The organism is Robinsoniella peoriensis (genome assembly GCF_000797495.1).
Classification (GTDB): Bacteria; Bacillota; Clostridia; order Lachnospirales; family Lachnospiraceae; genus Robinsoniella; species Robinsoniella peoriensis.
Window position 1 is genome coordinate 227,233 of sequence record NZ_JTGN01000006.1, and the last position, 22,166, is coordinate 249,398.

Below are 22,166 nucleotides of genomic sequence, written 5' to 3' on the forward strand. Positions count from 1 at the left end.
GCTTACCTCCACTTATTCTCACGAATTACGTGATATTTTATGATGTTAAACGTGTTCTGAAAATTAATTCTACAATTTCTTAAAGTCCCAAACATATTTAACGTTTCTTTGTTTTTGTATCAATTAATACAGCTACCACGATAATTCCGCCTTTTATAACCTGCTGCCAATAAGAGTTAATGTCGATCAGCGTCATCCCGTTACTTAGTACACTCAGCAGTAAAACACCCACAATTGTTCCGAATAACTTGCCTTTTCCGCCTGACATACTGGTACCGCCTACAACCGCAGCAGTAATACAATCCATTTCAAAACTCTGCCCGGCGGAAGGCTGGCCTGAACCAAGTCTGGCTGAAACTATAAGACCTGCAACCGCTGTCAGTACGCCCATAATCAGGTATACAATAATTTTAACTTTATCTACATTCAGCCCTGACCACTTACTGGCCTCTGCATTGCCACCCACTGCATAGACATATCGCCCAAAACGTAACTTATTCATGATAAATGAACCGGCTATCACGCAGACTGCCATAATTATTACCGGAATCGGTAAAAACCCCACATATCCCGTACCAATATTTAGGTACCTGTCATCTGTAATTGAAATAGGATCACCGCCCGTTACAATATACGCCATTCCTCTTAAGATCGTCATGCTTGCCAAAGTTGCTATGAACCCCGGCAGATCTCCTTTTGCCGTAAGAAATCCATTAAATAATCCAACGGCAACTCCCATGAATATCGCTGCTAAAACAGCGAGAATTACAGAATTGGTCATTTTAAATGTCCAGGTTGCAACCAAACCGCTTACTGCAACAAGAGAACCGGCAGACAAATCAATCTCCCCAACGATAATAACCATCGTCATACCAATAGATGCTATTGCTGTATAAGATGCCTGGCGGATTACATTAATAATATTGTTAAATGTCAGAAATGTGGGTGTTAACACCGTCCATAACAGACAGATAAATATAAGGATGAAAACGAGCACCAGTTGTCTCATTGTATCAAAACTCAATTTTTTCTTGTTTGCAGTAGTCATAATCCCTTTCCTCCTCCGATAGCTGCGCTCATAAGTGCCTCCTGTGTAACTTCCTGGGAATTCATTTCCCCTGTTTTACTTCCCTCATGCATAACTACCACACGGTCACTTATTTTCATGATTTCAGCCATCTCAGACGAAATCATAATAATGCTCATTCCCTGTTCGGTGAGCCTGCGCATAAGGTTATAGATCTCTGTCTTTGCACCGATATCAATTCCTCTGGTAGGTTCATCCATAATCAGTACGTCCGGTGCCATGGAAAGCCACTTCGCAATTACCACTTTCTGTTGATTTCCTCCGCTCAATTCTTTCACTGCCTGGTTCTCATTGGCAAGGGCTATTGCCAGGTCTTTAATATATGTCCCCGTGATATCCTGCAATTCTTCTTTTCTTAGAATCTCATGCTTAAACTGAGCCAGTTTCGACAGCAGCATATTATCTTTTATACTCATTCCAAGCACCAGCCCCAAATCCTTTCTGTCCTCCGGAACAAGCCCGATTCCGGCATTAATTGCATCTCTTGGGCATCCAATACTTACTTTTTTCCCTTTTATATAAATTTCACCGTCTGCAATGGAGTCAATTCCGAATATGATCCTGGAAAGCTCTGTTCTGCCCGCTCCCACAAGTCCAAAAAATCCAAGAATTTCTTTCTTATAAAGTTTAAAATTAACAGGTATGGATCCAGGATATATTTTTACATTTCTGACTTCCAGCACAACGTTATTCTCATCCACCGTCACATTCCCTTTTGGAATCTTTTCTTCCAGCTCCCGTCCGATCATCATTTTAATGATTGCCTTTTCATCAAAATCATCCCGTTCTACCGTGCTGATATAAGCCCCGTCACGAAAAACTGTAATTCTGTCTGCCAGATCAAAAACTTCTTCCATACGGTGTGAAATGTAGACGATACTGATTCCCCGAGACTTCAGTTCCCGTATAATCTCGAATAGAATGTGTGATTCATTATCGGTCAGACTGGCTGTGGGCTCATCTAAAATGATTACCTTTGCATGGAAAGATAAGCATTTTGCAATTTCAATTAACTGTTTATGTCCGCAGCTCAGAGAACTGATCGTTGTCTTTGGATCCAGCTTTAAATTGACTTTTCCCAATTCCATTGCCGCATCCGCATACATGGCAGCTTTATCGATACAGTGCTTTTTGTCTAAATGCTCTCTACCCAGGAATATATTTTCTGCTATATTCATATTTTCCAGAAGATTAAATTCCTGAAACACCATACTGATCCCTAACTGCTGTGCCTGCAAAGGCGTCTTGATGTCTATCTCTTCCAATTGTCCTGCAGCATTGGCGATCATAGTCTTCCCTTCTGTCTTTGTATATACTCCGGTAAGAATCTTCATCAGGGTTGACTTTCCTGCCCCGTTTTCCCCCATCAGAGCATGTACTTCGCCTTCTCTGAGATCCAGCTGTACATTATTAAGTGCCTTGATACCTGCAAATGATTTTGTTATATTTTCCATCTTTACTATTGTTTTTCCCACAGCTTCACCTCATAATTTTTGCGATTATTTTAGATACTGAGCTTCTCTGTCTATGTATTCCTGGATATTGTCTTTTGTCATGTATTCACATTCCAGTTTAATTTCTTTATCTACTGTTTCGCCGTTGATCCACTTTACTGCATTTTTTACGGATTCATATCCCATCTGATATGGATCCTGGGCAACGCCAATCGCCAGCGTTTCGTCTTTGATTCCATTCATAACATCTTCCGTAGCATCAACTCCGGTAAGGATAATATCCTTTAATCCGGAAGCCTTAACAGCGCTTGCTATTCCCAATGCGGAGTTCTCATTTATTCCCGGAAATGCCTGTATATCGGGATGTGCCTGGAGAATAGTTTCTGCTGATTCCAAAGATTTTGTTCGCTCAATAGCACCGTTCTGGGTTGCTACCATTTCAATCTGGGTTTTTGCCTTAATATAGTCGGTAAATCCTTTTTCACGGTCTTTTAATGAAGAAACAGAAGGGTCAACTAACAATGCAATTTTTCCCTTACCACCCAGTTGTTCATCTATATACTGAGCCAGCATTTCACCGATTTTCACATTATCAGAAGCAATAAAGGAAGTTGCTTCCGCCCCGTCTACTGTGATGTCCATCGTAAATATGCCTATGTTTTTATCCAGTGCAGCCTGACAAGCTGGTGCCACTGCTGCAGAATCATATGGGTTTAATAAAATTGCTTTTACACCGCTTTGTACCAGGTTTTCTATCTGTGTTGTCTGTTTTTCTACACTGCTGTCTGCTGACTGTACAACTAGTTCCACACCCAATTCTTTTGCCGCATCTTCCGCACCTTTTTGCATTGCCTTAAAAAATGGATGTACGTTCTGCCCAAATGAAATACCAAGTGCAATATCTGATTTTGCCTTGGAATCAGATTCTTTCACTTCCGTGACTCCTGCGGCAGAGGAAGAAGCGGTACCCGCATCATTTGATCCACAGCCTGCGAAACTAACTGCCAATGCAGCACAGCATAAAACTGATAATATTTTCTTCTTCATATGAATCCTCCTTATATATAATCAGGCTGCCTGCCCGATTTTTTACCTTATTTTATATTTTGCCGTATAATGATGCTTGAATTAATACTATACCTATATTATAATGAAGATGTTTTATGTTTATGTGAAGCCCTTCCTGGGATTGATCCCAAATGAAATCCCGGGAAGAGCTAAGCCCAGCAATCTTTTATTCATGGTATTATCTATCGTTTTACTATCACTTTATTATAGATTTATCTCACAAACTCTGCTCCGCCTTTAATATTTCTTGGAGCCAAAGCGATCTTACCAAGAATTGCATATTGTGATGCGTGTCCTGCTGCCGGAATATTTCCAGGTACACAATGAATCGTGGAATATGCGATTGTTGCAAATTTTACTGCTTCTTTGTATTCCGGAGGAATTCCAATCTCTGCAGAAGTAGTCAATCTGATATTTTGAGGAATTCTTGCCTGAATTTCTTTCATAATCGCCGGATTCCTCACACCTCCGCCGCTTGCATAAAGAGTATTTGTCTTTGCAACAATATCAGCCGGAATGTTATCCGTCATTGATTTTGCTACCGCCGCACCGGTAAAGGCACATGCAGTTGCAATAATATCTTCTTTGGGCAGATATTTGAACTTTTCTATAACACTATCTATGTACTCAGCACTATAGTCCGCAATCCATCCGGATCTTGGTACCGGCCTGTCAAAAAACGGATGCTTCATAAAATGATCCAGTAAATCTGCATTGACATTCCCACGCTCCGCAATCATACCATCTTTATCATATTCCAGGCCAAAAAGCTTTTTGCACATATAATTAGAAATTACATTCCCCGGACCTGTATCAAATCCAAACATTTGGCGTCTGTCCTTACTTGCCAGATGAAGATTTGCAATACCTCCGATATTTAATGTCATGGATGGATTTTCTTTTTTTCTAAACATAATAAAATCCAGATACGGCATAAGAGGTGCTGCACTGCCGCCCCAGGTATGATCTGCCGGACGAAAATGCGTAACGGTATCAATATCTGTAAGATTTGCAATCACGGAACTTTCACCCATCTGGAAGCCTGCAGGATATGCTTTCGACAGCCACCTGCCCGGCCAGTCCGCTTTCTGTTCTACCGTCATCTCAGAGATTGCTTTGTGATCCGGCTGTTCCTGGTAAATAGTCTGGGTATCCAGTCCAAGAACCTTGATATCTCTGGAGTTAATATTATTTTCTTTCATAAATTGAACCGCTTTTTCTGCAAAGACTGCGCCGCAGATATAATTTAATCGGTTCAGTCCCACCATATCCACTTTGTTTTCAAAGGAAGCTGTAACGATTTCCTTAACCTCTTCGGGCCAGTCGTATGAGCCTCCCGCAATAAATCTCGGTGCCTTTGGAAACCCATCTGCATCCATTTCAGTTTCAGCCAGAACAACGTCAATACCATCAAATGATGAACCACTGTTCATTCCCATAATTAAATCCATTTGTTTACCTCCATTTTTGTTTTATTTATAGTAACCTTACCGGTTTGCTATCGTTTTTTACAGGACTTTCGGATATTCAAATGACCTTTTAATACAATCTTCATTCCATCTTCTTCTCTTTCGGGATGTTCCACCTGAGTAAATACTCTCTCAGCCGCAATTCTTCCCATCTTCTCAACCTGCTGTTCAACTGTAGTAATATCCATCAGCTGTATCATATCTTCTTCATCCCATGTAATAATGGACCTTTCACTCAGCCAGTTTTCAGAACGAAGTTTCAGTTCCCTGAATATAGCAGTTGTAAGTGATCCGTTTAAAATAAGAATGGCTGTAATATCTTCGTTTTTATTCAGATACTCATCAATTTCTTTCTCTACCGCTTCTTCCTCCCAGTCGAAGGTTTCTATGTACCTTTCATCTAAATCAATTCCTTTATCCCGAAAGGCTTTGCGGTAGCCTTCCACACGATCCCTGACAGTAGTGATCATGGGACGCCCTGCCCCAAAGACACCAATCTTACGATGACCCAAATCCAATAAGTAGGATGTAGCCTCACAAGCCACATCTTTGTTTGCAGTTTCAATCAAATCACGGTTTAAGCCTTCGATTTTCCGGTCAACACAAACAACCGGAATCGGACCATTATACAAAACCCGCTTGTCTTTGGGAATTGCCTTAATATTGTCAAATATGGATGCCAGAATAATGCCGTCTACCTGCTTTGTACGAAGCATTTCCATGTGCTGTAATTCTAATTCCGGTTTCTCATGGGTATTGCAGATCAATGTATTGTAACCATTTTTTCTTGCTACCCGTTCTATGGAATATACCATTTCTCCAAAAAAACTATTTTTAATACTTCCGATTACAATGCCGATAGTCTTCATACTCCGGCCTCTCATACCCTGCGCAATGGCATTAGGCGAATAATTTAATTCCCTGACTGCATTCATTACTTTATCTCTGGTCTTCTCTGAAACAGATCCATAATTGCCGATTACTCTGCCCACAGTTGCAACCGATACACCGGCTAATATCGCCACATCTTTGATTGTCTTTTCCTTATTTTCTCCATTATCCCCCATATGTCCAACCTCACTAATGAATTTTTTTGAGAACGTTCTCTTTAATTACATTATACATCTATTTTCTAATATGTCAATTATATAAATTATTTTCACCAATTATAACAGATTTATGCTTTATATTTTATGCATAATGTATAATAGGTATTTTTCATATTTAACTATTTATGTTATAAAATGTTAACGTTCTCCTTTTTATACACCATCAGTATCATCTTTTATGACAATAAAAAAGCGGTCACAATTCCGATTTCTCGAAACTGCATCGCTTTTTGTTACTGCTATTCAATACACACTTTATTTCTTTGCAGCATACCGTTACCTGATTTCTTGAGGGTATACTATTATCTGATTTCGTCACATCATTTCATTACTACATTCCGTAACTGTATTTCACTCATACATTTCTGGTTATCCGCACTTTACGTATTTTTCCTTTAATTGGTTTTTCCTGTAATGCTTCCAGAACGGCTTTACCTTTTCCATTTAAGATTTCTACATATGTTAAGCTGTCCCTTACATCAATAATTCCTATATCCTCTGCCGTCATTCCCTGAATATTGCAGACTGCTCCCACGACATCCACTGCACGCATTTTAGACTTCTTCCCGCCGCCTACCGATAATCTCGTTATTGATTTATTTAAAGCTGCACCTTTTTTTGGTTTCAGTACCGCCTTTTTCTTTAGATATGCCCAGAATCTTTTTTCATCCTCTGAATTGATTTCAGGCAGCTCTTCTATAGGCAATCTGTCACCGGTATATGCCTCCACCATTTGTTTCATTTTCTGATCAGATTCACTGACCAGACTAATAGCAGTTCCTTCTTTTCCGTTTCTTCCGGTTCTTCCCACCCGATGTACGTAAGTCTCCCTTCCCGTTGGAAAATCATAGTTGATCACATGGGTAATGTTCTCAAAATCAACTCCTCTTGCCGCTACATCAGTAGCGATCAGATAATGAAAACGCCCTTCCCGAAATCCATCGATCATCCTGAGCCTTTCTCTCTGTTCCAGTTCCCCATGAATCATACCACATGGTATCCTATCCCTTCCAAGCTTATGGCAGAGTACATTTACCATCTCCCGGGTTCCACAGAAAATCATGCAGTCCACGGGGTTTTCCTTAATCAGTATCCGAAGCAGTGCCTGGTATTTTTCTTCCTGATCCACTTCATATACGGTCTGCCGGATGCCTGCAACGGTTTCCGTTTCTGATTCCAGTATTATGGATACCGCTTCATTCATATATCCATCAATTAGCTGCTTTACACCTTCATCTAAAGTTGCTGAAAACAGAAGAATCTGTCTGTCTCCCGGAAGCAGTGAGATAATTTCCTTTACCTCCTCCAAAAATCCCATATCCAACATGAGATCCGCCTCATCAATAACCAGATATTTAATCTGATTCAGCTTTAATGTTTCTCTGCGGACGTGATCCATAACGCGCCCGGGTGTTCCCGCTACAATGTGAGATTTCTGTTTTAAAGTCTGTATCTGTTTGTCAATGGGAAATCCTCCAAAGACTGCCGGAACCTTCAGACGTTTTTTCCTGCCGATATGAAAGATCTCCATCCCCACCTGCACCGCCAGTTCCCTGGTTGGTTCCAAGACTAAAGCCTGGGGTGAATTTTCCTCCCAGATTACTTTCTCACATAAGGGTATTGCAAATGCTGCCGTTTTCCCGGTTCCTGTCTGTGATTTCGCTACAATATCTCTTCCCCTCAAAGCTGTAGGAATGACTTCTTTTTGTATTTCCGTTGGTTTCAGGTAGCCTAGTCCTGTCAAAGCCTCCAGGATTTCTCCGGATAAATTATATTCTTTAAATAGATTGTTTTCTGTTTTCATAGTTTGGATTTATTCCTATTCTTTCTGTTATCTGTTTTCTGTTTTTATTGTAACATCTTTTACATGAAAAATATATGCAAAACGTTTAATTTGTCACTGCCAGATCAGCAATCCCTCCACGTTATTCTTGACACCCCCATATACCAATGATATACTTGCCCTAAAAAGACTCAGGGGGGCGGATGACTTATGCTTAATCCTATCGTTATTACTGCATAGCAAAGGCTGATGCAGTGTAGAAAATTACATAAAGTATTATTTAATAGCCTTTGCTATTCCTATTTCATTATTAAATAAATTAGGAGTGCATAATGAGCTATATAAAAGCTACACATATTTTACCACCGGAATTAGTGGAACAAATCCAGGAATATATAGACGGTGAATATATTTATATTCCAAGAATGTCAGGCAATAAAAAAGCCTGGGGTGAAAGAACATATATCCGGGAAGAATTGGAATCAAGAAACCGGCAAATTTATCAGGATTTTCTATCCGGAATTAATAAAGATGATCTGGCGAAGAAATATTTTCTTTCATTGAAAAGTATCCAGAGAATCATCCGGCAGTGCCTGAAAAATGATTCACAAAATAACTGATAGCAGTTCGTAACATGGCGATGGGATATCTTACCCATCGCCATCATATTTGTTTAGCTCAACCTGTCTGCACAGATTATATAATGCAGATATACTCCGCACACCGATTAGCCGATATAAGCCCTATCTTGTCCCAATATCTTATTGTAGTCGGGGTTATCCCCGTAGCCTTACTTACATCATCAATGGAAAACATCCGTGATGCATCATCATTCTTTTTCTGTAAAAATCTCTGTTTAATCTGGGTACAGATGACATTATCCTTTTGAAGCACTGTCAATGCCTTATTTATGAGTCACTGCCCACTTAGTATCCGATGGGAGCCAGTCGAATACTAAGCGGGCAGTGAGCTGCGAAATGCATCAGGATTTCGGAGCGAATGCCCGCGTGCCGCCAAAAAGCGCTCTGGGAAGGTTAGAAAATGCCAGTTCTGCGGTAAGCCTTCCAAACGCCTGCCATGGTCCGCCCCCTTCTCTTTCCGCGCACTACTTCAATCTACAAAGCGTCCCCTTCCTCAGCTAAACCCAAATACAAGATGAAATTGTTAGCTGTAGTACCAGGTTCTAACACAAATATAAGGTTTGCTCCTTAAATCAAGTACTTACCTCCATAAATCTTCCTTTATTGCTTTCATGTTGTATAATATAGGTATGAAGATTGAACTGACAGGAGGAATTTATGCAAAGTATTAAAATAGAAAACGCGAATGAAGGTAATTTAAAAAATGTTTCCTTAGAAATACCCAAGAACCAGCTTGTGGTATTTACAGGAGTTTCCGGTTCCGGGAAATCGACATTACTCATTGATGTTCTTTTTAATGAATGTCAGAGGCAATACCTGGAGGCTATGTCTCTTCAAGGTATTCATAAACCTAAGGTGGACCGCATACGGGGAGTTTCTCCCGCCATTGTAATTTCCCAGACAGACGCTAACAAAAATCCCCGTTCAACAGTAGGAACCATTTCCGATATTTACACCGACCTGCGAATGGTATATGAAAAACTTGGGGTCAGGGCCTGTCCCTATTGCGGGAAAATAATTAAGGCATCCGACTGCAAAGAAGAAACCGGAAAAGCAGGGAATGATTTTTTTGTTTATATGTATTGCTGCGAATGCGGCAAACGCATGGATAAGATTACCCGCACGAATTTTTCTTTCAATACCAAAGAGGGAGCCTGTCCCACTTGTGAAGGTCTGGGAAAAATCCATACGATACTAAAAGAACAGGCAGTGAATGAAGAACTGTCCCTGGAAGAAGGCGCGGTAAATTACTGGGAGAAAAAATACGGGGAATATCAGACCGCTGTATTATACGCTGCATTTAAACATTACGGCATCCCAGTTCCTGTAAACACCCCTGTACAGCATTTTAGTGAGCTGCAAAAATCTATTTTGTATGATGGCATTGAAAGCGAAAGAATGAAAAGTACTTTTCCTAATCTGGCTCCTCCTAAAACTGTGGCACTGGGTAAATTTGAAGGTGTCTTGCCTATATTATGGCGCAGGTTTACCGAAAAAAACGGAGATATGAAACAGTTTACTCCATATTTTGAGACCATAGAATGCCCCGACTGCAAAGGCGAGCGGCTCGCTGAATCAGGCAGAACCGTTACCGTAAACGGTACACGCCTGCCACAGCTTTCAAACTTTTCTTTAGAGGAACTGAATCAATGGATTCTGGAACTTAGTGCCTCACTTACAAAACAGCATGAAAATTACGTTAAAGCGTATCTTCTGGATATCCGGACTAAGCTTAACCGCTTTATCAACGTTGGACTTGGCTATCTCTCTCTTGACCGCCAGACCGTGACTCTGTCAGGAGGCGAATTACAGAGGTTAAGGCTAGCGGCAATTCTGGATTCGGATTTGTCAGGTGTGATCTATATTTTAGATGAGCCAACGGTAGGTCTGCACCCAAAAGATACCGCAGGACTGATAAAAATACTTAAAAAATTACGTGATCTGGACAATACTGTACTTGTAATTGAGCATGATGTGGATACCATGGCAAGTGCAGATTATATCGTAGATATTGGTCCCGGCTCCGGAAAATATGGCGGTAAGGTTATAGCCGCCGGATCATTTGACGAAATAAAAAGCCGGGAAACTTCACTAACCGGCAGTTATCTGCAAAATCCACCTCCTGGAAAAACAACTTTTAGAAAAGCTGACAGAGATATCGTCCATATCGGAAATGCGGATAAATTTAATTTAAAAAATATCAATGTAGATATTCCAGCGGGATGCCTGACTGCTATAACAGGTCCTTCCGGTTCCGGAAAATCAACTTTAATATTTGAAGTGCTTGCCAAAGGGAATCATCATGGACAGAACAATTATGTTTCTGGACTTGAACAATTTGATAAACTGGTTGAAATTGACCAGACGGCAGTCACAAAGATGAAGCGTTCCAACGTTGCAACATATTCCGAGGTTTATTCCGAAATCAGAACTGTATTTTCCAAGACTGATACAGCAAAAAAAGCAGGATTTACCGCAAAGCATTTCTCTTTCAACACACCTGGCGGCAGATGTGAGAATTGCCAGGGACTGGGATATGTAGACAGCAACATGCTGTTTTTTTCCAATGTTGAAGTTGTCTGCCCTGTCTGCAATGGAAATCAGTTCCATTATGATGTGCTGCAAGTAAAGTATGAAGGACTTTCCATTAAAGATGTACTGAATCTCTCTGTGGAAGAAGCCTCCCATTTCTTTGCAGGGCATCCCAAAATCAGAAAGATCCTGAGTCTTCTTATGGATGTGGGACTTGGATATCTGGAACTTGGACAAACTCTGACCACCTTATCCGGCGGGGAAGGACAACGTCTTAAGCTTGCGAAAGAACTGATCGGAAGCAGCTCTGGAAAGCGGAATCTTTATTTGCTGGATGAACCTACAACCGGTTTGCATCCTAAAGATGTGGAACATTTTCTTGTTCTTCTGAATCGTATGGTGGATGCCGGGAATACTGTGGTAGTCGTTGAACATAATACTCAGATTATCAGAAACAGCGATTGGGTCATAGACCTAGGACCGGAGGGCGGTATAAAGGGCGGCCAGATTATCTTTGCGGGAACACCAATAGAAATGAAGGAGACAAGCAATAGTGTAACGGCAAAATATTTGTAATATAGCCCTGCATAGATCTCCGGAGTGCATTTACGGGATCTGTGCAGAGCTTTAGAGCGAACAATTTCTTGAATTTGGGTTTTGCTGATTAAGGGACGCTTTGCGGCATATTTCCCCCGAATTCAGGTTACGTAGCCCGCTACGCGCCCTTCATCCGGGACAAATCTCCCACAAACTGTGACGCACAGCTGCCAGAAAGCAATTTCAAAACACGCTCTAGGGTTATATTTTTTCCTCAAGATATTCCTCAAATGTGAGATCATGCTTTTTGATATAAGCCGCTGCTTCTTTTCCTACATAACGATAATGCCAGGATTCATAATCGATCCCGGTAATATCTGTTTTTCCTTTCGGGTATCGAAGAATAAAGCCGTATTGATCACAATTCTCCTGAAGCCATTGTGTTTCAGGCGTATTCTCCTGGCTGTCGTCCAACAGCTGGTTGCTAAGTGCCACGATATCCACCGCCAAACCTGTTTCATGCTCGCTGTAACCTGCCGGCATTACGGTTCTGGTAGCCTGCTCATAGGCTTCCTCATCAGTCATACCTTTATCCGTCAGCTTTCTTATATCTGCATCCAGGATTTCCTGTTGGCGCTCAGAACTGCGGTAGGCAGAAGCAATGCAGAACCTGAGCCCTTCTTTCGTACCATCAGCCAGCATGTCCTGCAGATCCTGAATTATCATTTCCGCTACAACTTTATCACTGTTTTCCAATGTCTTCATCTTGACATTGTAGTCCTCGCTCAAAGGATGTTCTTTGTTTACCAGAACGAGGAGATCTGACTGTTCACGGTTTATCTGATCTGCTTTCTTTTTACCTTCCTGTTTCTGGCTTTCAGCTGACAAATTGTCCTGCTTCTTATTTTGCTTTGTGACAATCTGTTTTTCTTGTTTATCTGCTGTCTGTTCCTGACTCTCCTGCAACTGAGTCTCCTGTAACTGACTCAACTGTAACTGACTCAATTGCAGCTGACTCTCCTTCAGCTGATCTGTCATTCTTGAGCCAGACGTACTCACCCCTGACTTCTTTACACTTACAGATGTCAGAATCTGAGCCGTATCTTTTTCCGGAATGCGGTCGATTTTTTTACAGCCGCCAACTCCGGTCATAACAGCCAGGGACAGGACAGATACCCCTAATATTTTTTTAATCTTCCGTTTTCCCGGTAAATGGTTGAACGGCTTGTTCTTTTGTTCTCTCATAATAAATCTTATCTCCTGTCAGTTCTAACAGGCTTTTATGCCTCTTAGAAGATACCTCTATTCGTAGCTGCACAATTCAATCAGGTTACCATCGGGATCTCTGAGATAAAGTGATTTCATTTCTCCTAAAACACCATGGCGCAACACTATTCCTAACTCAATATCCAGCCCCTGCTCCAGCAGCCTATCCTTGCACACCTCAATTGGATCACACAGTTCAAAACATAAATCCGCACTTCCGGTTGCCACATTCTGCGCCTTGGGTTCCAATTCAAACCCTTTCCTATGTACATTGATCTTAAAATCGCCGGAAAATAGTTCCCAGCGTCCATTTGCTTCCCGGCAGTCAAATCCAAGTGCCCTGTAAAATGCAGTACAGGCATTTATATCTGCGGTAGTAATAACGATATGGTCAATTTTTTTAATCATATTTATACCATTGCATATTGCAGGCCTGCCTGCAATACTGCCACAATAAAACAAGTTGAAAGCATACACCGTGGCATCCTTTCTATATCATATTTTTCTTTCAACCTTTATCTCCTGTTGTTCTGAATATAAAAATTATCACATCCAAATTCATTGTACCAATACTACAAGTGATTTCATGATTTTGCTTCCAATATTATTAATACTTCTATTTCTATATAATACAGATAGATAGCTCCAGGTTTTACGGATTACATTTTTTCTTATTAATAGTATACCGCATTTATTTTTATCAAACAACAAGAAAATAAAATCAGTACCCCCGTACTCCCAATATATGCAAAAATCTTATCTCTTCGTAGATATAACTATCCAAGGGTCTTAAGTATGCATCAAATGTGTGTGCAGCCACATAAATATTCTGATCTGTTACTTTTACAATTACAGGGCTGTGGTAAAAGAACCCGCCGGAAGTTCCCAGCTGCAAGATATCTCCGGGTACTGCATTCTCTGCCTTAACCTCCGCTGCATACGGTCCCACCCCTTTATTCTTGGTAAGGAAATTATACAGGTATTGCACTCCTGTCCAGGAAGCAGTACGGTTAGTGCTGCTGTAATAATACCATCCATAAACTTTTGTAGGATTCATAACCTGGCTTCCTGCATAGATACATTGGGACGCAAAGTTTGTACAATCACCACCCAGATTCTCGAAATCAAGGTATGCCGGGTTTCGCCCAAATGCCCATTTTTTTGCATAATCTAATACTTTATTTCTTTGATATTCCAACTGTCTCATCTTTGACTCCATTTATATCGCAAGCAGACTTGCCATATCGGCCGGCTTTTTTATATTTTATGCCCGCTGCTTTAAATGGTGACTTCGATTTATATATGACCATTTATTTGACTTGGCGGCGGGCTTTTTTCATGTTGAACGGTCCTTGGTTTGGCAGGCCGTAAAGTCCGTATCAAAAAGCACATGCTTTCTGATACGGACTTTACTATTTACACTGGAATTTAGATTTGATAACCCTTAGCACCAGATAGTTTTCCATAAACTTTCTGATTATTAACTAATCGGTAGCTTCTTACTTTGAAATAATATTTTTTATTCTTTTTCAGCCCTTTCTTCGTATAAGAAACAGTCTTTCCTTTTGAAATGGTTTTAATTTTCTTATATCCACTTCCTTTTTTATTGGACATCCATACTTCATAGCCGCTTACCTTGCTCTGTTTTTTCCATGTAATGGTTACTTTTGATGATTTACCTGTCAATTTTGTAATTACAGCTGTATTTGGCTTAGTTGCTGTCTTCAGAACTGCTCCGTTCGCATATACTTTTTTACCGGCTATCATTTTATATGCCTGTACTTTGAATTTATAAATGTATCCCGGAGATAATTTTGAACCGGTTTTACCTTTCAGGCGGCTTACTTTATAAGTGTTTTTGGTTCCTTTTACGTCAGCTATTGATACATATTTTTTCTTGCTGCTGTCATAGCGCAGGATAGCATAACCGTCTGCTTTCGCTGATTTGTTCCACTTCAATTCGATACTGTTTGTCGTGCGGCTCTTTACTTTCAGAGACGTTACCTTTGCAGGTTTCACAGTAACGGTACACTGTGCCGATTGACTGCTTCCGTCCTGTGCCGTTACTTTTATCACAGCTTTTCCTGCTGATTTCGCAGTTACTTTTCCTGTGTTTCCATCTACTGCTGCAATGGCGGAATCACTGGAAGTATAAGCAACCTTTTTGTTTGACGCATTATCCGGATAGATAGCTGTGGACAGCTGAATTGTTTTCCCGATATCCAGCGTTTTCGCACTGAAATTTAAGGTGACTTTACTTACTGCAACTGCTTTTTCATTTACGTTTACGGAAAAAGATGCTGTCATCCCCTGGAAAGACACGGTGACTGCCTGTGTTCCTGCCTTCGTTTTATCGTATCCGCTTACGGTATAACCCGTAATCTTACTGGTTGTGCCATCTGCATAGGAAGCACTTACCTCAAGCCCGGTTAAATCCAGATCATCTCCTGCTGTATAAGTGGTTTTTACCGGATTTTTAGTAATGGTAAGCGCCTTTATTTCTTTCTGGGTAAATCCAATGGTAACGGGACCTTCCAATCCGGTGTCTACCAGCGTGTCGTAATGCCGGTTATATTTCCTTGGTGTCACAGTAATCTGAATATCATTTTTACCTGTCTTTAATAAATTAGAGATATCCAGCGTATATGGAGTATAAAGCACATTTCCGGCTTCTTTGCCATTGACTGTTACTTTTGCCGCAGTATATACATTTCCAAGATCCAGTACTGCTTTCTGTCCATTTAGATCACCATTTAATGTATAAGTTGCCTGATATACACCGTCAGCGGAAACTTTCTGCAGTTCACCGCCCTGAAATTCCTGGTCGTTCCATTTTCCAAGAACCTCTCCGGTATAAGTCACCGTTCTGGTATTTCCACTATCCCCACCAATATTATCAGCTGTTACCGTAAGTTTTTCTACGGAAACTTCCTCTGTTTTATCCGCTGGGGCAACATCTAAGGTGTCCGGAGCTCCTTTGCTGATAACAGTTTCTTCAAATCCTGCGCCTGCCGGTTCACACAGCAGTGCAATTGCCATACTTCTTGTAGATGACAGCGTATCGGTGCCTGCTTTCATCGTCATTGTTATGGTGTGATCCCCATTAGCCCGGGCTTCATATATTTTTCCATTATTCAGATCCATCCAGTAATAATTCTGATAATCGCCATTGATCTGAAGAGTAACTTCATTCTGGCTTTCAGCAATATTTCTGATATATACCAGTTCTCCGCCATCTTCTAAGGTACGTCTGTTGAATCTGAGGCTGGTATTCTCAGCATAGGATACCTTAGGAGCGGATACATTTGCAAGAACAGATGCCAGTTCCTCCACAGAATTTGCCAGAACACCCGTCTGGTTCTCCAGCAAGGCTGCCGCGGCATCCGCTACCTTCTGGTCCTCTGTCTCATAATTGCCATCAGCATATCCCGGCTGCGCATTAGGAAGAGTTCCATAGAAAATAATATTTGCTCCCGCTTCTGCCATCTGTGCCAGTTTCATCATGGTATCAACAGGCAGTTTCGATGTCTCCACTATGATTGCATCGTAAGTCATGTTGCCGCCATTTACCTGAATCTTTCCATCTGAATACTGTGTATCTGCTGTAACGATGCTGTCATCATTAATGGCATCCCAGGTATATCCGTTGTAGTTCATTGCCTTTACCGCATCCGTCTCTGATAAACTGCCGTTAAATGGCATATACAGCGCGACGTCTTTGCTGGCTTTTCCCTGCTGCATCAGATAATTGGCACGGGATGCATAAGCATTCATCTCGGTAAAATAAGGTGACAGAGTATTACTCTGGGTAACGTTGATTCCGGTAGTCGGCATTGGTGACCACCCCTCTTCTCCGTACTGTTCAGAGCCGGCACCATAGCGGTAATTAAAACCATGATAGAAAAAGTTATTCACGCCGCTGGTTGCCATGATGTCGTATCCTGCTTTTACCTGTTCCAGGGTATTCTTAAATGGTGTGCATCCAAGTGTATACTGCTCACAGGTAACCAGATTTCTGCCATACAGATGTGCACCGGAGGCTACTCTGATCAGAGAGAATTCATTTGCCTGCTCTGCTTCCGGTATATCCACATATTTAGCAGCACCAATGGTGTCAATTGGCGGATTGTATGCTTCCTGACGGTATAATAGCCCATAGCTGTTTGCGGAAGATTCAAAAGCGGCAAGGCCTTCCTGGAATTTTTGATTTACCAGTGTATTATAGTCATATGTAATCCTGCTTTTTACATTAGCATCCAGGGAATACGTTAAAAAGCTGTCTTTTGTCCCAAGACCCATATAAAATGGAGCCGCACTGTACTGTTTATACACCGTTGGCAGATACTTTGTAAAATCGTAACCCAGACCATTTGCTATGCTGTCTTTTGCAAGCGCATACAGATCTTTCGTATAATACATATCAGAATAAAATTCGTAGCTGTCATTGAATACGGCTCTGATATTCTGATGGCCCTGAAGGATCTGATTTAAATTTGCTTCCCCCAGCCAATCATTGATATAGTCCGTAACTTTAGCGCTGTCCATATGGTCAACCACAAACCAGTCATTAGCACAGTCGATGGCCTTTCCGCCGGACGGAAGGTAATACAGCGCAATCACTTCATAATCTTTTTCCTTATCTATTTTGTCCAGAATATCCTGGCTGAGTACCACTTGTCCGTCCTGAATCATTTCATCCCGGGCGTCTATAAAGTAGCTGTTGTCCATATTCAGTTCCAGCTGATTACTATAGGTTTTGGTAATAATATCACCATTCGCATCTTTGGTTTGGAATTCATTATAGGCAGGTGTGGGACCCATAAAGGAAGATCCGGGAACAAACTCCATACCCTGATTTCCGGTCAGTTCACCAATCAGCACACCCTGAAGTTCTACCATACTTTCATCCAAAGTTCCCTTTGGATTATTCTCAGTATAGAACAGACTTTGTTCCAACTCCGGCAGGGTAATTGCTTCTGCGGCTTTATTTTCCGATAGTGTTTCTTCTCCCGCAAGACTATTTCCGCTGATTGTAACCCTTCCAAGCGCCATGTTCCCCATAGAATCTGCAAGTGTTACATTCTGGCTATTGGCATTCCATCCGGAACCCATATTAAGATCAACCACTATACCTTTTTCTTCTGCCATTGTTATTGCCTTGTCAAGCAATTCGTAAAACTCAGGTGTATAGATGGACTTTATCCGGTCCTCATCACCGTTTACTGCTTCGATTTTGCCAAAGGGATTGATTTCAACATAACCGAATCCATTTGCAGCCAGATAGTCTATCTCTGTCTGGAGCTCCGTTTCATCCACGGCACCTCCCGGCCACCACCAGCGGACTCCCGGTCTGTAATCCATTCCCGGCTGCATAAATTCCTCACTGCTGATTGCACTTGCAGCAGCAGCCTGAACATTTAGTACTTCTACTCCCGGTACCGACCACAATCCTGCGGTCATGGATACCGCCAGTAAAGCGGCTATTACTTTTTTTCTTTTTCTCATCTTAGGCCCTCCTGATTCTTCTTTTGTTTCCCCATTTTAACACTTTCCATTTTTCTTTTATTGTATATATCTCTCTTTATCGTTGTATTTTTATGACTTTTTGCTCTTTACTCTTCCATATTCCATAAATTTGTTGTACAATAATACTCATATAAGGAAAATATGATTTTAAAAGTTTATGATGAATCGTCATTTCAACCAAAAAGAAAGGTTTCGTCGTAAATATTATGGAAAATCCTGTTTTAGACATCATGCAAGCTATTGAAGTGAAATTAATGGAATTTAACCCATTGGAAATTGTGTGCCGGGATATGTACCGGATGGAACACGGGTTAGATCATTGCTCTCCATCGGAGCAAAGACGCCGCGCGGAAAAATATCGTGAGTTTTTCTCTGCTGCTTCCAGACCGGCTGATGAAATATCCCATGTACTAACGGAGGAGATGTTTCATATGGAATCCAATATTGTGGTAATAAAGCACTGCCGGTTCCTTCCCCCCCGTCCTCACACCCATTCCTTCTTTGAATTATTTTATATTGCCAGGGGAGAATGTATCCACACCTGCCGCTCACATGATTACCATTTAAAGAAAGGAGATTTTTGTTTTTGGGAATTTAATTCACCTCACGAGATACGTTCCTACTCTGATGATTTTATCGGAATCAATATTTTGATCCGACAGAATTCATTTGACTCTATTTTTTTTGAACTGTTATCGGAACAGAGTATTTTATCTAATTATTTTAAGAGTATTCTGTATGGAAATACCGATCATCCGATGATTATTTTCAGAACCGGTGAGAATATTATGATCCGGTATTATATGTATCTGATCTACGATGAGTTCCTTGAGAAGAAACAGTACCATCAGAATATGATCAGCAATTATCTGAATACCGTTTTAATTAATCTTCTCCGGCATCATATCTCTGATGTTATTACTTCACAGAAACCATCCTGTGACCAGCGGCTGCTGGGCATTCTGGAATACATACAGAAGAATTATAATACGGTTACTTTTTCTGATGTATGCCGGCATTTTAATTATTCTTCTTCTTATCTGAGCCGTTTAATCAAAAAATCATTTGGGCTGTCATTCTCTCAGATCATTCAGCATAAGCGTATGGAGAAAGCGCGCTGGCTCTTAAAAGAAACGGATATGACAGTCTCTGAAATAGCTGCGGAAATTAACTGCTCTGATGCCAGCCATTTTTGCCGCATCTTCGCAAGAGAATATCATATGCCGCCTGTGAAATTCAGGGAAATGCAGTCTGAACCGCTTCCACAATCCAAACGCGGGATATAAGAAAGGTTCTTGCTCTGAAAATATAATATGGGGAAAACAAAACCCTGACAGTTACACAGATTTTATACTGTGACTGTCAGGGTTTCATTTTCCCTTTATTATCTAACGATCTGGTCTATATGCATTTTAGCAGTATTGCCACTGCTTTAAAGTTTTCTGCCGGCTGGTAAGATAATGTCCGCTCTTTCAAACTGACAACCTCCGATGTATCGGAATAAATATCAGCCAGTTCCCAGGATCTGTCATCGGGAAGTGGAATTTGGATCGTTTCCGGCAATACACCTCCAAAGGTATGCAGTACTATATAGGCATTCTCCTCTTCTCCGGTTCGAAGCAGTCCCTGCCATCCTTCCGGATTTCGTAAACTGTTGATATCCGGACCAAAACGGAAGGATTTACCGTTCTTAATAATTTTTGCAATCTTTTTGTAGAAAGTGATCCCGGAATCGATTACTTCCCACTGGCCTTCATTTAAATTCGTAACATCACCGGAAATACACATCCTGCCCAGAAATGTATTGGCAACTGAATAGGCAATTCTTTTCAATGAATCTTCTTTGCGTATCACCGCCCAGATCTGGCTCTGTCTTGGAAGAATGCACCGGTGCAGATTGGCTGCTATAATCGGGATCTCCACACATTCGTGTGCATCAGAAAACGATGCCATGCTGGTTGCCTGCATGAAGCCGGGTTCCAGACGGTGTCCTCCGGAAGCACAATTTTCCAGGACGATACCTGGAACCTCTGCTTTTATTTTCTCCAGAAACTTCATGGTTGCTTCGATTTTCTGACGCAGTGCCTCACCCTGGGATTCCGCACCGTCACAGCCAATTCCAATGGTATCATTATAATCAATTTTCATGTAGGTAAATCCGTATTTTTTTAAAGTGCCGATTACCCGTTCAGTGAGATAAGCCTCTACCCAGGGGTCCTGCATATCCCAAAACCTTCTCATATCTGTGGTCAGTACTTTTCCATCCCGTTTCAGCAAATGTTCCGTCATTTGGTATGCCTTGGATGCACGGCCCGTATTTTCAATTTCAAACCAGATTCCAGGCTGTAAACCTGCTTCTTTAATTGCATTTACAGTCTTAGCCAGCCCCTCCGGGAACAGGTCTGCCGATACCTCATAGTCTCCCATACTGATATCCCAGGGCACTCCTTCTTCTTTATACCAGCCACAGTCAATTACGAAATAGGTGAATCCTTTTCCCTTCACTGCCTCCAATATGCTGCTGATATTCTTATGGGACGGACATCCCCAGGTGGTACAATATTCATTAAATACAATGGGCAGATCCTGTTCTGCCTCAGGTGCCTGATTTGCGCCTTCCTCTCCTGACTTTGTAAGCCGGTAAGAGATGTCATCAATATCCCTGCATTTCCCAACACTTAAAATTGCCTGAGGCGTTTGAAAGCAGGCACCTGCTTCTACAATTTTCATCCAATGCCCAAACTCCCGGTCAGCCAGACCGCCGCTCATTGCAATTCCTTCATCTTTTCTGTAAATTTCCATCTGCCAGGACGCCCCATGTGCAATCTGTGCTCCCCAAAAAATATGGTTTTTCCTGTCTTCCAGAACCAGGTAAGGGAAAAACTTATTCACCGGCATGGATCCTGCCTGCCCAAACCGTTCGCATCGTACCGCATGATCTGCCCATGCCGGTTCTAACTCCAGGTGTTCAATGGGCAGGGATTCCAGGCGGCCTTCCTGACTCCATCGGCTGCGCAGTCTGTGGACTACAATCTGATCGTGGCAGTCACCTTCTATATATGGAGAAATTCCTCCCAGAGAAAAACTTTCGAACATCTCAAGCTCTGCAGGTTCACCGCTGTTATTTTCAAATTCACAAAAGCTTCGGCAGAAGAGGTCGCCTTTTGTCCATGTGAGAAAATGGCGGACAACATACCCCCGCTCATCCTTTAAACTGGTAACGACTGTTTGCTTTTTTTCCTCCTGCAAATATTCCTGTTTCCAAAATTTCAACTGCTGCACCGTCTGGGAATTACGCAGGGTACTGCCCTGTGAATATGCGCCTCCATAGGTATCTCCGGCAACCTTTATCTGAACCAGGGAATCCGGTTCCTGTTTTTTTTCAATATCGGCAGGTACAGGTTCTGATGCTGGAAGCAGTATGAGTCCGACCTTTTCTTTTTTCTGGTCTGTTACATATCTGGCCGTCATATCGCCAAATAAATATTCTTCTAAAATCTGAATCATGTTTTCACCTCTTTATATAGCTGGTAGTCCGGCTATGCTGCCACAATAAATGATTTGAAAGATTTATCCAGTGGCATCCTTCCTCTTTATTTTCTTTCACACTTTACCCAATGAATAGCGCAAGATGGCTTGTTCTATTCCAAAATCAGCAGTGTGAAAGCGATTTTCTTTCACACTTAACCCAATG

General features: G+C 41.5%; 16 protein-coding genes. 3 read left to right on the top strand and 13 right to left on the bottom strand.

The window, feature by feature from the left end; genetic code table 11:
- Positions 1–97: 97 nt before the first annotated feature.
- The 6 genes from QR40_RS13975 to QR40_RS14000 form a co-directional block, all read right to left on the bottom strand.
- The gene (locus tag QR40_RS13975; protein ID WP_052377654.1) at positions 98–1,048 is read right to left on the bottom strand and encodes an ABC transporter permease; all 951 of its coding nucleotides are present in this window, start codon (positions 1,046–1,048) and stop codon (positions 98–100) included.
- Positions 1,045–2,562: a sugar ABC transporter ATP-binding protein gene (locus QR40_RS13980; protein ID WP_027292516.1), complete on the bottom strand. Its 1,518-nt coding sequence runs from the start codon at positions 2,560–2,562 to the stop codon at positions 1,045–1,047. The genes QR40_RS13975 and QR40_RS13980 overlap by 4 nt, the downstream gene beginning before the upstream one ends.
- A gap of 24 nt (positions 2,563–2,586) precedes the next feature.
- Positions 2,587–3,588: a sugar ABC transporter substrate-binding protein gene (locus QR40_RS13985; RefSeq protein ID WP_052377653.1), complete on the bottom strand. Its 1,002-nt coding sequence runs from the start codon at positions 3,586–3,588 to the stop codon at positions 2,587–2,589.
- A gap of 233 nt (positions 3,589–3,821) precedes the next feature.
- A complete protein-coding gene (locus QR40_RS13990; RefSeq protein WP_044295577.1) occupies positions 3,822–5,060 on the bottom strand; it encodes an anhydro-N-acetylmuramic acid kinase in 1,239 nt (412 codons plus the stop codon).
- A 47-nt stretch (positions 5,061–5,107) separates the two neighbouring features.
- Positions 5,108–6,145 (bottom strand): LacI family DNA-binding transcriptional regulator, encoded by a 1,038-nt coding sequence (locus QR40_RS29870; protein ID WP_052377652.1) that lies wholly within the window; start codon positions 6,143–6,145, stop codon positions 5,108–5,110.
- 397 nt (positions 6,146–6,542) lie between these two features.
- On the bottom strand, positions 6,543–7,991 hold the full coding sequence (locus QR40_RS14000) for a DEAD/DEAH box helicase (protein WP_044295579.1): 1,449 nt from the start codon (positions 7,989–7,991) through the stop codon (positions 6,543–6,545).
- A 311-nt stretch (positions 7,992–8,302) separates the two neighbouring features.
- Here QR40_RS14000 and QR40_RS14005 point away from each other — a divergent pair, with 311 nt between their 5' ends.
- A complete protein-coding gene (locus tag QR40_RS14005) occupies positions 8,303–8,590 on the top strand; it encodes a CD3324 family protein (RefSeq protein WP_027292514.1) in 288 nt (95 codons plus the stop codon).
- A 76-nt stretch (positions 8,591–8,666) separates the two neighbouring features.
- Here the strand turns inward: QR40_RS14005 and QR40_RS33720 are convergent, their stop codons facing one another.
- Complete coding sequence (locus tag QR40_RS33720) at positions 8,667–8,786, bottom strand: MerR family transcriptional regulator (protein ID WP_141728711.1); 120 nt, start codon at positions 8,784–8,786, stop codon at positions 8,667–8,669.
- A gap of 482 nt (positions 8,787–9,268) precedes the next feature.
- Between QR40_RS33720 and QR40_RS14010 the strand changes: the two genes are divergently transcribed.
- Complete coding sequence (locus QR40_RS14010; protein WP_044295581.1) at positions 9,269–11,719, top strand: ATP-binding cassette domain-containing protein; 2,451 nt, start codon at positions 9,269–9,271, stop codon at positions 11,717–11,719.
- Between the two features lie 122 nt (positions 11,720–11,841).
- On the opposite strand, the gene QR40_RS33730 is transcribed toward QR40_RS14010, so the two are convergent.
- The 5 genes from QR40_RS33730 to QR40_RS14030 all read right to left on the bottom strand — a co-directional run bounded on the left by QR40_RS33730 (position 11,842) and on the right by QR40_RS14030 (position 18,451).
- On the bottom strand, positions 11,842–11,982 hold the full coding sequence (locus tag QR40_RS33730) for a DUF6783 domain-containing protein (RefSeq protein ID WP_465231366.1): 141 nt from the start codon (positions 11,980–11,982) through the stop codon (positions 11,842–11,844).
- Positions 11,942–12,925 carry a M15 family metallopeptidase gene (locus tag QR40_RS14015; protein WP_052430853.1) on the bottom strand — a complete coding sequence of 328 codons (984 nt, stop codon included), beginning with the start codon at positions 12,923–12,925 and terminating at the stop codon, positions 11,942–11,944. The genes QR40_RS33730 and QR40_RS14015 overlap by 41 nt, the downstream gene beginning before the upstream one ends.
- A gap of 57 nt (positions 12,926–12,982) precedes the next feature.
- Positions 12,983–13,354: a VOC family protein gene (locus tag QR40_RS14020; protein WP_044295582.1), complete on the bottom strand. Its 372-nt coding sequence runs from the start codon at positions 13,352–13,354 to the stop codon at positions 12,983–12,985.
- 313 nt (positions 13,355–13,667) lie between these two features.
- The gene (locus QR40_RS14025; protein WP_081998908.1) at positions 13,668–14,153 is read right to left on the bottom strand and encodes an amidase domain-containing protein; all 486 of its coding nucleotides are present in this window, start codon (positions 14,151–14,153) and stop codon (positions 13,668–13,670) included.
- 221 nt (positions 14,154–14,374) lie between these two features.
- A complete protein-coding gene (locus tag QR40_RS14030) occupies positions 14,375–18,451 on the bottom strand; it encodes a glycosyl hydrolase (protein WP_044295585.1) in 4,077 nt (1,358 codons plus the stop codon).
- Between the two features lie 251 nt (positions 18,452–18,702).
- Here QR40_RS14030 and QR40_RS14035 point away from each other — a divergent pair, with 251 nt between their 5' ends.
- Positions 18,703–19,758, top strand: coding sequence for an AraC family transcriptional regulator (locus tag QR40_RS14035; RefSeq protein ID WP_160295814.1), 1,056 nt, complete (start codon positions 18,703–18,705; stop codon positions 19,756–19,758).
- 115 nt (positions 19,759–19,873) lie between these two features.
- On the opposite strand, the gene QR40_RS14040 is transcribed toward QR40_RS14035, so the two are convergent.
- On the bottom strand, positions 19,874–21,979 hold the full coding sequence (locus tag QR40_RS14040; protein ID WP_044295588.1) for a glycoside hydrolase family 36 protein: 2,106 nt from the start codon (positions 21,977–21,979) through the stop codon (positions 19,874–19,876).
- Between the last annotated feature and the right edge of the window lie 187 nt (positions 21,980–22,166).